15 protein-coding genes are annotated in these 13,380 nt (G+C 56.6%); 11 read left to right on the top strand and 4 right to left on the bottom strand.

Features of this window, described 5'->3' with window-relative positions:
• Both ABIQ96_RS17015 and ABIQ96_RS17020 read right to left on the bottom strand, forming a co-directional pair.
• Nucleotides 1-1,173 (bottom strand): hypothetical protein (locus tag ABIQ96_RS17015; protein WP_348215822.1); only part of this gene is annotated, 1,173 nt, incomplete at its 3' end.
• 140 nt (nt 1,174-1,313) lie between these two features.
• Entirely contained in the window at nt 1,314-1,793 is a 480-nt protein-coding gene (locus ABIQ96_RS17020; RefSeq protein ID WP_348215823.1) for a hypothetical protein, read from the bottom strand.
• Nucleotides 1,794-2,160: 367 nt separating this feature from the next.
• Between ABIQ96_RS17020 and ABIQ96_RS17025 the strand changes: the two genes are divergently transcribed.
• The 6 genes from ABIQ96_RS17025 to ABIQ96_RS17050 all read left to right on the top strand — a co-directional run bounded on the left by ABIQ96_RS17025 (nt 2,161) and on the right by ABIQ96_RS17050 (nt 4,996).
• The gene (locus ABIQ96_RS17025; protein WP_348215824.1) at nt 2,161-2,676 is read left to right on the top strand and encodes a hypothetical protein; all 516 of its coding nucleotides are present in this window, start codon (nt 2,161-2,163) and stop codon (nt 2,674-2,676) included.
• Nucleotides 2,673-2,984: a hypothetical protein gene (locus tag ABIQ96_RS17030; protein ID WP_348215825.1), complete on the top strand. Its 312-nt coding sequence runs from the start codon at nt 2,673-2,675 to the stop codon at nt 2,982-2,984. Before ABIQ96_RS17025 ends, ABIQ96_RS17030 begins: the two co-directional genes overlap by 4 nt.
• Before the next feature lie 132 nt (nt 2,985-3,116).
• Nucleotides 3,117-3,584, top strand: a complete 468-nt coding sequence (locus ABIQ96_RS17035; RefSeq protein WP_348215826.1) for a JAB domain-containing protein — start codon at nt 3,117-3,119, stop codon at nt 3,582-3,584.
• A gap of 59 nt (nt 3,585-3,643) precedes the next feature.
• Complete coding sequence (locus ABIQ96_RS17040; RefSeq protein WP_348215827.1) at nt 3,644-3,868, top strand: hypothetical protein; 225 nt, start codon at nt 3,644-3,646, stop codon at nt 3,866-3,868.
• Complete coding sequence (locus ABIQ96_RS17045) at nt 3,865-4,746, top strand: AAA family ATPase (RefSeq protein ID WP_348215828.1); 882 nt, start codon at nt 3,865-3,867, stop codon at nt 4,744-4,746. The genes ABIQ96_RS17040 and ABIQ96_RS17045 overlap by 4 nt, the downstream gene beginning before the upstream one ends.
• A gap of 97 nt (nt 4,747-4,843) precedes the next feature.
• Nucleotides 4,844-4,996 carry a hypothetical protein gene (locus tag ABIQ96_RS17050; protein ID WP_348215829.1) on the top strand — a complete coding sequence of 51 codons (153 nt, stop codon included), beginning with the start codon at nt 4,844-4,846 and terminating at the stop codon, nt 4,994-4,996.
• On the opposite strand, the gene ABIQ96_RS17055 is transcribed toward ABIQ96_RS17050, so the two are convergent.
• Nucleotides 4,993-5,247 (bottom strand): helix-turn-helix transcriptional regulator, encoded by a 255-nt coding sequence (locus tag ABIQ96_RS17055; RefSeq protein ID WP_348215830.1) that lies wholly within the window; start codon nt 5,245-5,247, stop codon nt 4,993-4,995. The two genes, ABIQ96_RS17050 and ABIQ96_RS17055, sit on opposite strands and share 4 nt — an antisense overlap.
• A 100-nt stretch (nt 5,248-5,347) precedes the next feature.
• Between ABIQ96_RS17055 and ABIQ96_RS17060 the strand changes: the two genes are divergently transcribed.
• The 5 genes from ABIQ96_RS17060 to ABIQ96_RS17080 all read left to right on the top strand — a co-directional run bounded on the left by ABIQ96_RS17060 (nt 5,348) and on the right by ABIQ96_RS17080 (nt 11,618).
• Nucleotides 5,348-5,710: a hypothetical protein gene (locus ABIQ96_RS17060; RefSeq protein WP_348215831.1), complete on the top strand. Its 363-nt coding sequence runs from the start codon at nt 5,348-5,350 to the stop codon at nt 5,708-5,710.
• 402 nt (nt 5,711-6,112) lie between these two features.
• Nucleotides 6,113-6,457, top strand: a complete 345-nt coding sequence (locus tag ABIQ96_RS17065) for a hypothetical protein (RefSeq protein ID WP_348215832.1) — start codon at nt 6,113-6,115, stop codon at nt 6,455-6,457.
• A gap of 453 nt (nt 6,458-6,910) precedes the next feature.
• Nucleotides 6,911-7,810 carry a hypothetical protein gene (locus tag ABIQ96_RS17070; protein WP_348215833.1) on the top strand — a complete coding sequence of 300 codons (900 nt, stop codon included), beginning with the start codon at nt 6,911-6,913 and terminating at the stop codon, nt 7,808-7,810.
• The gene (locus ABIQ96_RS17075) at nt 7,807-10,992 is read left to right on the top strand and encodes a hypothetical protein (RefSeq protein ID WP_348215834.1); all 3,186 of its coding nucleotides are present in this window, start codon (nt 7,807-7,809) and stop codon (nt 10,990-10,992) included. The genes ABIQ96_RS17070 and ABIQ96_RS17075 overlap by 4 nt, the downstream gene beginning before the upstream one ends.
• Nucleotides 10,989-11,618 carry a hypothetical protein gene (locus ABIQ96_RS17080; protein ID WP_348215835.1) on the top strand — a complete coding sequence of 210 codons (630 nt, stop codon included), beginning with the start codon at nt 10,989-10,991 and terminating at the stop codon, nt 11,616-11,618. The genes ABIQ96_RS17075 and ABIQ96_RS17080 overlap by 4 nt, the downstream gene beginning before the upstream one ends.
• 226 nt (nt 11,619-11,844) lie before the next feature.
• On the opposite strand, the gene ABIQ96_RS17085 is transcribed toward ABIQ96_RS17080, so the two are convergent.
• Nucleotides 11,845-13,365, bottom strand: coding sequence for a LysM peptidoglycan-binding domain-containing protein (locus tag ABIQ96_RS17085; RefSeq protein ID WP_348215836.1), 1,521 nt, complete (start codon nt 13,363-13,365; stop codon nt 11,845-11,847).
• Between the last annotated feature and the right edge of the window lie 15 nt (nt 13,366-13,380).

Raw genomic sequence — 13,380 nt, forward strand, 5'->3', positions numbered from 1 at the left:
GTACCGCTCGATGTAATCCTTGGCGGATTCCTTGGCGCGGTTTTGCGTGTCCGGAGAAAGCCGCAAGTTGATGGCATGGGTCCAACGCTTCGCCAACCAATAGTCGATGTGGATGTTTTCCGGACCCGACTGTTTTCCTTTCGGCGATTCGGCAAGCTCCGCCCGCCGTGCGGCCTCCACCACGACCGCGTCAAACGTGAAGTGATGCTCCTTGTCCTGTTCGTTGACTTTGGCGACGCGCTTCGAGCGCCCGTCGGCCTCCCACAGGGTGGTCTTGGAGCAATACGCTTGACCCATTGAATTCAGATAATGGCGGGCATCCTTGGGACGCATCAACCGCTGGTAAAACGCTTTGTTGCCATTGGGGTTTTCCAACGTCCCGGATTCCCACAACCGTTCCAACTCGGCACGGACTTCCTTGAGGGACGGTTTGACACGGTTTTTCTCCAACAACGCCGCCCTTGCCACACCGCGCTGCTTGGTCAGGAGCTTGGCCAGATAATCGGAGGTGTATTTGCCCTTGTCGGACTTGACGGGGACCAGTGTGGTGTGGGTCAGGTGAACGTGAACGTCATGGTTGCTCTCGACGTGGATATTAGCCGCGATCACCCGGCGTCCGGTTTCCTTCTGGAACTCGGTTGCCAGTTGGGTGGCGGCGGCTACCACCTGCTCGCGGGAAATTTCCTTTCCGGCCTCGACCGCCAGCCACGGCGGCAGTCTCGCGAAGATCTTGCGCAACTGCCCGCTCATTTCACGGTCCACGGCGGACTGGCGCTTCTTGCCCTCCGCGTCCCGCCACTCCCTCCGGGAAGTGTCGGCCCGCCCGACGAGATCCTGCCACTCAGCTCCGGGCATCACGACGGGCGATCCGTCATGACCATCCGGAGCCATGTGGCCCGCACCGCAATCCCCGAACCAAATGTTCGTGACCAGATCCGGACGGGGACCCGTCCCCTTGTAGTAGACTTCGATAAGCGCGGCCTCTGCCAGATCCACTTTGACTTCTTCGGGCGACCTCTGCCGCCGGGCGTCGGCCACGTCAGCGAAATGTTTTTCGGACATGCCGTCCAAATGTGATACCTGTGCCATGCTGGTGATTACGCCTTGGCTCGGCGAAAGTCGCTTGCCATTGCGCGTTTTCTTCCCGCTGTCACCCTTTGGTTTTTTGCTCATGATCGTGTTGGTTAGTAGGTTGTCTTCGACCAGATGACTTTTTGTCGAAATGTCCAAAACCTCGCGGTTTTGCCGCTACGCTGACATTTCGACAAAAAGTCCGCCCCCCTTGAGAGGGGGCGAATCTGGCCCTAACGGGGTTACAATCCGGCTGCCGCCTCCTGATCGAGTGGTTGTGTCGGATTATCCGATTCCGGCGATTCCGCCACGGTTTCGACCGGTTCGGCCACCGGCGCGGGGCCTTCGGCACTCACTTTGGAATCGGTGATTCCATGGGTTTTCGCCGCGAAAGCGAGCAGATTGGAAGTCGAAATCCGGATGGATTGCGTCGTTTTTTGAATGAAATCCAGAACGGATTTCTCCGATTTCAGGAGTCGGGCGACGATTTTTTCAACTGCTTTCGAGATCGTTTCCTCCGCATACGCGGTGGCGATTTCAGCTTGTTGTCCTTCCGGAATTCCAAGTTTTTCGAGGCCACGCGCAGCGGTCAACGCGTTTTCAATCACGTCACGCCGCAAGAGAATCTCCCAGGCGGGAGGTGCCGCAGCGCTTTGGTTAGGGTTGATATGAGGGGTGGAGGCCGACGCGGGCGTCGGTGACGGTGGTGTGGTTGTGTCCATTTTTTTTGGATAGGTTATTGGTTTTTGCTTTCGCGAAACCGCACCAGAACAGACCCAACCGATGACCAAGCCGTGTATAAAAAAGCACCAGACCGATTCTCAAAATTGAATCTGCTCTGGTGCGTTACAGCTGGTCGTGCGGACCATGCGGCCTTGCAATGCCGCACCCTTTAAAAGGGACCCTCGTGTCGGTCGAAGCCTTTTAGGTTCTTTTCAGAACCACTCACGAGTCACGCTTTTCACCTAAAATATCCGGGGATCAGTAGCAAGCAGAAATTACAAAAAAGATTTTTTGATCCAACACCACCAATCGATCCGCCACTTCAAACCCTTGCGGGTTTGAAGCGAATCGACGGTTGCCAAGGGGATGATGACAAAAATTCAAAGTATCCAACTCCAGGCAAATCAGAAATACACACTCTATCATTGCTCGGATTTCGCGATCAGCCAGCGGGCGGAAATCGCTGTTAGCTCACTGCTGGACGAACCGCTGTTCATGCCCGCCTACGTCGGTGCGTCGCGTGGAAAACATCGGCTGGGAACGTTCAAACGGTTCCGTAAACGGGGCGAATTCCATCTGGATGTGAAAATTCACTCCACCTTGATCGTGCCGGATTGGGGAAATCCGCAAGTGGATCATGAGGCTTACGGGAACTTCGCATGCTCTGCGACACTCAATATCGCCGCGTCCGTCGAAGAAATCCGCGAGCTGGTTTCGAAGAACATCAACCCGCATTTCACGGCTCATGACACGCTGCTTTCGTTCCCGAAGGCATGGAACGAGATGCCGGATCAGCTGGGTATTCCGGTGTTCCCGGATGCTCCGACAGATCACGCGGTCATCGAACGGGTCCGGGAAAAGGCCAATTCCTCCCCATCATGATCCGCGTTGAATTCCAGACAGGGAATGCGGCATTCCTCCCCGATGACCCGGAAAACGGCTGGCGGGGTGAAACCGCCCGGCTCCTTTGCGAACTCGCGGAGCGCACCCGGGACGGTGAAAAATTCCCGCTGAAACTTCGTGATTCCAACGGCAACGGAGTGGGATTTGCCGACCATCCGGCAGGAAAAACGGACGATGAAACGGTGGTCACGATCATCGCCGGGAAGCTCCACGAGTGGATTTATTTCCCCGGCGAATGGGTGCCGTTCGAACCGAAAGCCGACCAATTGATGCGGATGCGGCGATGAAACGCGCCCCATGAAAAGCTCCGCCGGTGAACTTCCTGCGTAAGTGCGGCGACCCCAATGTTGCGTGCCAGCCAGGACCAACCTTCCTCCCCGGCATCGGGGAGGAAGAACATTTTCAACTCTTCAAAAACCATGAAATTCGTCGTCCGTGATTTCCGGCCACAACTGGCCGATCCCAAACCTTCGCTCGCGTTTCAGGATGGAACCGATCCCAAATGCATCTTCGAGTATTATCAGCAGGCGATTGCTTCGGAACCCGATTATGAACCGGAAAAGGAACATTTGGTGATCATTTGCGTGACCGCCCGCATGCGAATTTGCGGCTGGAACATGGTCAGCGTCGGCACGCTCACGGAGGCGCTGGTTCACCCCCGCGAGGTTTTCCGGCCCGTCATCGTGCGCGGCGCGTATGGGTTTGTCGTGTGCCACAACCACCCGACGGGTGATCCATCACCCAGCCAGGCCGACATGAAACAGACGCGCCGCCTGTCGGAAGGGGCTGAAATTCTCAGGCTCAAACTCATCGATCACGTGATTATCGGGACCCGCGCACCGGGACGCGAACCCTACTACTCCTTTCGCGAGGGCGGGCTGATTTGACGGCCTCTCACCGTCCCGCCTTTCGGCGGACCGGTCACCCAGCCGGATTTGAGAGGGTGATGAAAAGCCAGCAAACCATTGATAAAAACGGACGCCCCGCTTCCTACGGAATCCAAAACCGAATCCCATGGGTGGAATATGCCGAAGACAAACTCGGTCGAACCGCGCTTTACGCGCACTCGCAAGCGGGCAGGCAACGCCTCGTCCGCGAAATCGCCAGGCGGGCGATTCAAATTCCACATCGCCACCTTGCCATCCTTCAACTCGACCTTCACACCGCATGATCCTGTCTCCCCAACAAGAGCGTTTACTCCAAAATCTGCTCCCGCTGGCACGGCTCGCAACCTCCGGCAAAGCGGGTAAAATGGCGATCCGCGCCCGCACCCACTGTCTGATCGCGGGCCCCTCGGGTGCCGGAAAATCCCATTTGATCCGGCATCTTGCCAGTGTGATGCAGCTTCCTTTATGGGAATCTTGCGTCAGTTCATGGATTCCCATGGGCGGGCGCGGCAGTCCGACATGGCCGCTGTTGGCCGCTTGGATCGACAAGCATCCCGAAGGAATCATCTTCCTCGACGAGTTGGACAAGCTCGACGGGATCAGCGACTGGACCCAATGTATCCGGTTGGAAATCCATGATTTGCTCGATTTTCGCGTCCCTCACGGATTCCGGATTGCCGAGGAACTGCTTTCGGAATCGTTCTGGGAAAAGTCCGATGACCGGGAGGACGAGGCGCGGAACCGGGTCGGGATTCGTCTGCGGAACCGGGTAATGATCGTCGGTGCCGGGGCTTGGCAGCGCGCATGGACCGGCAATCTTACCCGGATCGGGTATCAGGATTCCGGGCAAAGCGAACCATCACGCCAACAAATGTTGGGGCAAATCAGCGCAGAAATTCTTCAAAGATTCCGCAGTGACGTGTTGTTGCTCGATCCTTTGAAGGAAAGCGATTTCCGGCTGATCGCAGGCCATATCGGTCAAACGCTTCCGGATTCAATCCGGGGAGCGTTCACGAAACTGGCGGGACCGGCCATCATCCGCGCCGTCGAAGGACAGTTGGGCATGAGGATTTTCGAGGAAATCATGGCGGATGCGATGCTTTCGGCCCGGATTTCTGCGGCACCGGAACATGCCGACGGTTCCCGAAACCATTTGAGCTGAACCGGGAAAATGAAGTTCCGGTGGCGACCGGTCGGCTTTCGCCGACCCGGTCAGGCCCCGGCTTTTGGGTAGGTGTATGAACAAGAAAGTCCTCCTTATGATCATCCGCATCCTTTCCCTCACCAAAGGCACCACCGGTGCTGAAAACATCAATGAACAAGATCCGATGTTTTTCCAACCCACACCAACGGTTGAAATTCAACTCGCCTCGGCCTCTTGGAGCCAGCCGGAGGCTCCGGTTTTTCTCTAAACCGATTTGTCCCGCAGCGCCTTTTCGACCTCGCGGCAAAGCTTCGGAAAATCCAGATCAAGCCCTTTGGCGAGATCGCGGATCGAAGCCAGCGACGGAATTCGCAACTGACGTTCCGCCCTGCTGATTGCGGCCAGATCCACCCCGGAAATGGCAGCCAGTTGCTCCTGACTCACCCCACGGGACAGACGCGTGTCGCGCAGCTTCAAAAGCAGCACGTTTACGAATTCTTCGCTCCGGGTGGACGCCATTCCTGGAATTTTTGGCAGATCCGGCATCAACCCGCAGCATTTTTCATCCTTGTTAATTGACAAGGACTCCCGATTGAAATCAAACTCAACCCGACCTTTAATGGATCAAGCCTCACGAAGAGAAAACACCGCCCAGCGGATCAATGCCATCATGGCCCGGTTTCCACTTATCTTGGAGATCCTGGAGGAGCTGGATACCGCAGCCTTCCCTTCTCCCGCCGACGACGCAATCCGTCACGGGACCCATCGCGGACTTACGGAAATCCTCGGAGCGCTGGCCAAGGTGGACAGAGCGCCCCCGGTCGGAACCTCGGAACCCTCTGACGCCGAAGACCTCGCCGGAACCTGGCTGCTTGGATTCAAGGTCCGTGAGCATGTCCCGGCTGATTTTTCCCTTCGGCTTCAGCCACTGATCCACCGGGTGCTCCCCCCGAAAACTCCGGTTTCTTCCGGGCAAAAGTGAAACCGAGAACCATCCGGCGACAAAAATCCGCCCGATGGCTTCAAACCATTCTCCTGAACTCAAATACACCCAACCATGAAAACCAAACTACGACCCCGCTTCGCGATTCTCGTCCCGATCCTGCTTTTATGTTGATTCACCTGCTCGTGCAGAGACAACAAAAAGGAATTGGAAGCGCTCAGGAAAGAGGCGGAAGCCTCCCGCAAGGCGCTGGAAGCCATCCAGCGCAACCAACGCGTGAAGAACGAAGGCGAGGCCCGCCGAAACATGGAGTCCTACTTCAAATGAAGTCGGACGACCCGCCAGCCAATTAAAGAAAAAAGCCAAGTGAGGCACGTGACGCAGTCGCGCGCCGTCCTTCCCCGATCACCCGACCACAAAAGCATCTCAACAAACATTCTCATGAATCCGACAACACCACCTCCTGTCCCTGCCAATACCACCCCGTTCGCCAAAACCTGCGCCAAGATCTCGATGATCGCCGGTTTCATAGCCATCCCCGCAGTAATTGTTTTCGGGGTTATCGCAATGGTTTCCGCCCTTGGCTACCAGAACGGGCAAAACTCTCTGCTTCTCCCCATTTTGGGAGGATTGGCGGGCGGCGGAATTCACGGCTTGGCCGCAGTCGGCGCAATCGTCGCCATCATCAACAAAGGTCCGAAAGGACCCGCATGGACCGGCCTGATCCTCAACGGACTCGCCGTGCTCATCGTGGGCATCATCACCGTGATGACCTCGATGGCTTGAGCCACCACGCGGCATTTCTTCCTGAATGCCCATTTCTTGAAAAGTAAACGGTCGTTCTCGGGCCATGAGCCGGTCCATGCAAGCAGACGTGGTGCAACCGCAGCGTGCATGGACATGGCGCCTGCGTTTTCGAGCCATCAATCCGGTGGCTCCAACCACGACTATCCCGTTCGTCAATTTCTGAGGTTTGAACATCCGGCTGATTCGGTCTTGCCACAATACAAAATTTGACGCTCTCTAACCCAGTCCACCTTGGTGGACGGGGTCTGATAAACCTTTCGCACAGCGGTCGGCATCGACCGCAACGATGCCGCCAAACCGACCAAACGGCCGGGGGGGCGGCGGCGCATGTCCAGGCTGCTCTCTTCGGGGAAAAGCTAAAGGCCGTTGCGGTCGTCTGTGCGCGACTTTATCACTCCCCGTCCACCAGGAAGGACTTCATCCATCCTTCCCATGAAACCGATATTCCGAATCCCCATCCTCCTGATCGCAGGAACCACGCTGCTTTATTCTCAGGATAATGGCACGATTCCCGACGAGTCAGTTGCGTCTGGCGTTCAAGTTTCCACCTCCGCCCGTATTCTGGGAACGATTCCCGACGGCACGCCGCCGCCGCCAGCCCAGCCCAAACCAGGATTCATTGTTCCCAAGAAGGACATTGTTGATACCACCACTCAGAAGGAGGGCGGGAGAACGATCACCATCCGGGAAATCAAACCCATCGCACTGCCACCTCCACCAGCACCGGTTGAGCCCTCGACTACCGGAGCGGATGAGGACTTCCGCAAACAACTCGCCGAATACCACAATGAACATCCCAAATCGGACCTGCTTTTTATCGGGGCGACGGTATTCCGCTCGAAAAATTCTCCACCCAGAACTCTCGTCCGTTTCTGGCCCGGAGGAAAAGGCGAGGACATCACATTCTGGTCATCCGCCGACTTTTCCCTGATCGCCGGGGGGATCAATTCATTCACCGATAACACGGGGGATACCCATTCAATTCTCATGGGCTGGGGGAATGTGGACATCGAACGCATGACCGACCTTTATACGGCGGGAGGCAGTGTTTACGACGCTCCGGCCATGCCTGATTTCTCTGACGAAAAGGCTGCGTTCAAAATTGTCGGCAAACAACCCGCCCCGGAGGATATAGCCCCCATTGAGGCTCTCCACGAACTTTATAACAAGGAATACGCGGAACTTTTGAGAGCTTACCAAGGCCGCGAGAAGGCCCGCATCGAAACCGAGGCCGAGTTGAAAGCCCACCCGCCCAAACCCAAGGACATCACTCTCAATTACTGGCGCACCGAAAAGCCCGCATCCCAAGAACAAGGAGGGGCAAGCCGATGAAACGTTTTTTCCTCTCCGCTATCGGACTCCTCCTACTCGTTTCCTCCGCCCTCGCCATCGTCGATACCAACGACAACGGAATGAGCGATGTCTGGGAGAGACATTTCAATTCCGGGGGACTCTTCCCCGATACTTTTCTACCTCAGGATGACCCCGACGGCGATGGCTGGAGCAACGCCACGGAAGCCGTCGCTGGCACCAATCCTTTCGAAGCCAACGTGTCCGACGGATATTTGCGTCCGGATCTCGCTCATATCCCCGCCGTTTATGGCACTCCGCCGGGCGGTGGCGCTCCCGTGATCATCACTCCCGAGGCGATCATCCTCACTTGGCCCACGATCCATGGCAAAAAATATGCCCTCCTCTATTCCGCCGATCTTGGCGTGGGAGGCTGGCAGCCCCTCGGAAACCCTTTCATCGGCAACGGCAGCGTGACGCAATACAGCATCCCGCTCACCCAGCCCGACGGCAGCACTCCGGACAAACTTTTCTGGCGCGTTTCGGTGACCGACACCGACTCGGATGGAAACGGTGTGACAGATGCTGAGGAATACCTCCTCAGCGTTGATAACGACCATGACGGTGTGCCCGACGAATGGGAGAGGCGCGTTGCATATATCCTTTTCGCAGACTACGGGATTACCGCCCCTCGGAACCCGGCACAGTTCGATGTCAATGCAAATTACGGGGGGATCAACACTTCGGCGGCTCTGGTCTATCAAAACCTTTCGGGGAATTTCGACCTTGCGACAACCGAGGTGGTTGCTTCGCCCTCCGTCGAGGGCAGCATGAAATCCATCGATCTATACAAGGACGGATTTGTTCAGTTCACGCAACTGCCCCGACCGCCCATCTGGCATGAAACCGGACCGGTTTTGAATTTTTACAAGACGCAGCTTTCGGACCTGAGTTATAACATCGGACTGGAAACTCCCCATAGCGATTTCTTCTTCTACTGGCAAGAAGAACATGGTCACCGTGCAGACACGGAATCGTATTCCTGGAGTTCGACACAAGGCTGGACATCCACGACCACTGCGGGAAGCCAAAGCACATTCAATGAATTTTCGCTGTGGGCGCATGATGACAAACCTTATCCCACCCAAACCTGGCACAAGGCATCCTATAACTCGCTGCTTGTTCAAACGTGCGATTCGGAAAGTTCCGGCGACCCGCTTTCGATGACGTATTGGGACGACCAGGTGGTGAACGGTCAGTGGACTACCACGCAACCGACCAATCGGACAGGTCAAGGTACGGAGGACGTTTTCGGAGAGCCCGCCACGCCGCCGAATCCCCCAGTCGGTTACTTGTCAACCGGCAAGCAGAGCGTCACATTCACACTGACGCAGGATTTGTCCGATCCTTACACCACACAGAATCTGATCGCCGACGCTCAAACCGCGTTGACTGCCGCCACTCCGGTTTCACAAACGCCAATCTCTTTGCGTAACCTCGTTGAGAACGAATCTAAAATCTCCCTTCGAGGTGGCAAATACCGTTTCGGTTGGACAATTCCAACCACCGTTCCGGTCTATCCCGGAAACACACAGGTAAAAGCAGTCTTCCTCTGGCAGGAGGTCACCGATCCCGAAACCGCTCCCGCGCCCCCGGCGGGTTCCGGTCGCATGATCGCCTGGAAACACGAAAAGGTGAATGCAGCACCCGGCACCCTCGCCCTTACTCCATGGCGCGACCTTCCGCCACCCGTGAAAGACGGAACGTCCTGGATACGGCCTGTTTCGGCTCACGGCTCGATCACCTTTCCTGGGGCGATTCTCGTCAACAACGACGACGACGACGCAAACGGGCAGGAAGACCGGACGCAGACTTCCCTGACACTTGGGACGGAAAACGATCTGATCGCTGTGAACTTCGAGGCCACCGCTCCGGGAGCGGACGAACAATCCCTGATCTATCGTCTTGAAGCGACCGGCGCGGGCAAAGTCCGCCTTTGGGAAGCATTTCCGAACCAACAGCCACAGTTGGTCGCCCTACCTTACAAACTCCAAACCCGCGATTATACCGGAGGTGCCGGGCCACGCCCCACTTACTACATCGAAGCCACCAAAGCAGGCTCGATGAGTCTGAAACTCAACGCCGAGGTCCTTGGCCAGAAACTCGCCCTTGTTGCCACCGCCGAGTTCCAGAGCCTTGAAATCTCCATCGACTTCGCCGCCAATATGAAGGGCGTCATCGGAGACATCGTTCCGTCCAACCTTGCGAACAGCAAGGCCGTGCATTTCGTCACGACCAAGAGCGCCACCCCCACCGATGCGGTCATCCTGACGGCCAATGGGATCAGCGGCGACCAAATCACACCTCAACACCCCAACCAGCTTGTGGAATGGGTGGGAGCCGTTCCCATTTCCGGAAATTCCCCTACCGCCGGAATCCCCCGATCCGCCACGGGCAAGTATCCCGTGTCCATCCGCCTCCGAGGCACCGGCCAAACGACCGCCTCCACGATGGTCTGGGTGACCTGGGCGAATCTTTCTGCGCAAAGCTCTACGCAAGGCCAGACGCCGCTCATGTTGGCGCCGCAGGAAATTTTCGACGCCCCTCCCAATTCAACGACTATAATTGGCTACAAGTTCAGTGGCAAAATCATTTGGCGGTATGTTTGCGAACCGACAGAGATGTTTAATCTCACTTCGGACGTTCCCAATTTCAATCAGGCTCCCACGGTCCCCGCGCCGGGAATTCATCCGTGGACCGGTGCTTCTCTCTCCCCCGGAGCAACATTGCGCTTCGACGCGTCGAGACAGACCCGAATAGTTGCCAGATCAAATGATTCTGGCATCGATCAGTTGATGCACGCTGGACACCCTGATATCATGGCATATCCGTCGGATCCGATTGAGGGTAACGACGATCCGGATTTGGGTGCCGAGACATTCCCATACCTGCCATTGGGCACACCCGCCGTTTTAAATGACTCTGATTATCCAAACTTCGAATTGATGAATTCTACTGGCAGCAGCAATCCAAACGCGACCATCTTCGAGTTGGCGCAGTTCAGACAATTTGCAAGGGTTCAAATAGGAACCAAATGGTATCTATGTTCTGACTATGGCTTGACCGAAGTGACTTTCAAATTGAAGCGGGGCAACGGAAGATGGATTGACAATGGTTCCACGTTCGTTCCCGGCAACAGCAGCACGTTTCCGCCACCACCATGAAAACGCTATTAAATTGGTCATTCTCCGCTGTTTTCGGTCTTGGTATTTTTCTTGGCGGTTGCCGTCAGAAAGATCAGGCCGGTACGCCGCCATCGCAATCACCTATCACTAACTCAAGTGATGTTGCAACCTCAGGAAGCCCAACCTTTGTAGAATCGGTTGCCGATCAGCAACGTACCACGGCAAGTCCGCCACTAGAGAGACATGAACGGGTAAATCTCGAAACCGCACGGCTATCGATATTTTCTGTGCCATTGGCTGACGCCGCAGTCAAGGACCGGCAGGAGGCATGGGATCGGATGGCACCTCTTAACGGAGGCCTGGATGGCGATCAGTATCAATATGCCTGTGACATTCTCGACCGGTATGCCGATGCACCAATCCTCGAGAGACTCGCTTTCTGGCAACTCTTCAGCATCCGGATCAGCTATCAGAGCGAGACCGGTATCGTCAGATCATTTGGCGGGAGCGGTGCCGGCCGACAAATGACGGATGAGAAGTTGAAGGCAACGCTTTACTCGGCCTTGGCAAAGAGACCCGAAGATCTGCCCTTTGGTGAAGCTATTTCCGAAGGATACGCACTTCTCAAAAAATTGGCATCCAGTATGCCCAGCGACAGGAGATAGTTATCGAAACCTTGGCGCACGCCACTTGAAAAAAGACAGGTGGGCAGAGCAGAGGAAAAGATCGAAAAATTTGACGCTGAACAGTCGAAGACGACAAAAAAAACCTAGAACAGCACTGGAAACGGTCATAATAAAAGCGCTTTTGCGCCATTATTACATTCTGAAAAGCTACTAAAAGTGGTATAATTGAGCACTCGTTGGTCACAGACCGACGCTACATTTTGACTCACTTCCAATGCAGCGGTGTGCCTTCGGGCAGCAGGCGGACGGCGCGGGCGATGTCCCAATTGGTCATTCGGAAACCACCGATGCTTTCGTAGGTTTTCATGCGGCTGGGAATGGCGGTGCCATGAAGACCGTAAGGCAGAGGTGTGGTGCTATTGGCTTTGGCCAGGTTGATCCAGCAGATGCCGACCGGATTTCGCGGACCGGCGGCGAGGAACTGGTCGGCTGCTAGAGCGGGCGCCACCGGATCTGCGGGCGGTGGCGGAGTTCCGGGGGCGGCAGGTTTCGGGGTAACCGTTGACTCCTGGCGGGTGGCGAGTCGCGGTGCGGGGATGGCGGCGAGAACCGTCCAGGTCCCCTTCCCTCGCAGGTCGGGCCGGGCGCGGGACACCGGCATCACGGCGATGAGTTGATCGCCTCTCCGGATTTCCAACCGCGAGAATCCGATGATGGCGGCGGTCACGGGTTTCGCTGGATCGGCCGCCGGTTGCAGCGGAGCGGTGAGACAGTTTTCGACTTCAAAGGGAATCACGTTAGGGACTTTGAATTCAATGCCTGCTGCGACTGGTTCCTTGATCCTGGGGTTCAGATTCCGGAGAAACGCTTCGTCGCAATGAAACCTCTCGGCGATAAATTCCCAAGGAGTCCGATAGGTTGAGAAGGTGGCTGCGACGAGTTCTTCGTAAGTGGGAGCTGGCAGAGGCGGTGCTTTGGTGGCAGCCCCGGGCTTTGCCCCCTTGGTTTTGGGAGGTGCTACCGGCTGCATGCCGGAGTCCTTCGACACCTCGATGAAGCGGAAATCGGAGCGTTTCAATCGATAACTGGTATACGGACGCTCCGCCACGGCGAGGGCCTTCTCCCGCACCGTTTCGGGAGTCGCCAGGTCCGGATGGATGCCGCGATAAAGGGTCAGCGCCTCCTCGAAGACTGCACCGCGATTGCCATCGATGGGGCCGCTGGTGAAGTTTTCCCGATCGAGAAATACCTGGAACAACGTCGCTTCGGCTTCCATTTCAGCCACTGGATCCGACGGCTCTTTGGGCGGCGCTTTCTTGGCCTCTTTCACTTCACTCCCTGCGACCGGCACCGCACGTGGTGGGACGATGGCTAACAATTCCTGAAGCGTGGGAATCTTGAGCACCTGCCCGATGTGGATGGTGTCGTCAGGCAATGCGTTAAAACTCTTCAACTGGTCCACCGTGATCCCCGCCTTCTTCGAAATCTTGGCCAGCGCGTCGCCGCGTTTGACTTCATAATCTCCCGGAGCGATGGAGACTGCGGAGGTCGGTGCTCCTGCGGCATTCTTGCCGGACGGTTCGCCCTCGGCACCTGGTTTCGGATCCGTGGTCGCTTCGCTGGGCGGAAATCCCCACTCCTTTTCCCCGGACGGCACTACCGACCATTTCCATTTCACCGCGGCTTCCAATCCGGGCTGCACGCGCAGGGCCGGCGCCTGGCCCCGGGCGATGGCCATCCCGAAAACCGCGAGGACGAAGACGATTCGCAAGGGGGAGGAGAACATGGCCCGACTATGATC

The sequence above is a fragment of the Luteolibacter sp. genome, from assembly GCF_039920825.1.
In the GTDB taxonomy this organism is placed as follows: Bacteria; Verrucomicrobiota; Verrucomicrobiia; order Verrucomicrobiales; family Akkermansiaceae; genus Luteolibacter.

Bases quoted from the DNA above. Each gene is read 5' to 3' on its own strand.
- ABIQ96_RS17070 (WP_348215833.1), top strand. From the start codon at position 6,911: ATGAAACCGATATTCCGAATCCCCATCCTCCTGATCGCAGGAACCACG.
- ABIQ96_RS17035 (WP_348215826.1), top strand. From the start codon at position 3,117: ATGAAATTCGTCGTCCGTGATTTCCGGCCACAACTGGCCGATCCCAAA.
- ABIQ96_RS17020 (WP_348215823.1), bottom strand. From the start codon at position 1,793: ATGGACACAACCACACCACCGTCACCGACGCCCGCGTCGGCCTCCACC.
- ABIQ96_RS17030 (WP_348215825.1), top strand. From the start codon at position 2,673: ATGATCCGCGTTGAATTCCAGACAGGGAATGCGGCATTCCTCCCCGAT.
- ABIQ96_RS17085 (WP_348215836.1), bottom strand. From the start codon at position 13,365: ATGTTCTCCTCCCCCTTGCGAATCGTCTTCGTCCTCGCGGTTTTCGGG.
- ABIQ96_RS17065 (WP_348215832.1), top strand. From the start codon at position 6,113: ATGAATCCGACAACACCACCTCCTGTCCCTGCCAATACCACCCCGTTC.
- ABIQ96_RS17040 (WP_348215827.1), top strand. From the start codon at position 3,644: ATGAAAAGCCAGCAAACCATTGATAAAAACGGACGCCCCGCTTCCTAC.
- ABIQ96_RS17055 (WP_348215830.1), bottom strand. From the start codon at position 5,247: ATGGCGTCCACCCGGAGCGAAGAATTCGTAAACGTGCTGCTTTTGAAG.
- ABIQ96_RS17050 (WP_348215829.1), top strand. From the start codon at position 4,844: ATGATCATCCGCATCCTTTCCCTCACCAAAGGCACCACCGGTGCTGAA.
- ABIQ96_RS17025 (WP_348215824.1), top strand. From the start codon at position 2,161: ATGATGACAAAAATTCAAAGTATCCAACTCCAGGCAAATCAGAAATAC.
- ABIQ96_RS17075 (WP_348215834.1), top strand. From the start codon at position 7,807: ATGAAACGTTTTTTCCTCTCCGCTATCGGACTCCTCCTACTCGTTTCC.
- ABIQ96_RS17060 (WP_348215831.1), top strand. From the start codon at position 5,348: ATGGATCAAGCCTCACGAAGAGAAAACACCGCCCAGCGGATCAATGCC.
- ABIQ96_RS17045 (WP_348215828.1), top strand. From the start codon at position 3,865: ATGATCCTGTCTCCCCAACAAGAGCGTTTACTCCAAAATCTGCTCCCG.
- ABIQ96_RS17080 (WP_348215835.1), top strand. From the start codon at position 10,989: ATGAAAACGCTATTAAATTGGTCATTCTCCGCTGTTTTCGGTCTTGGT.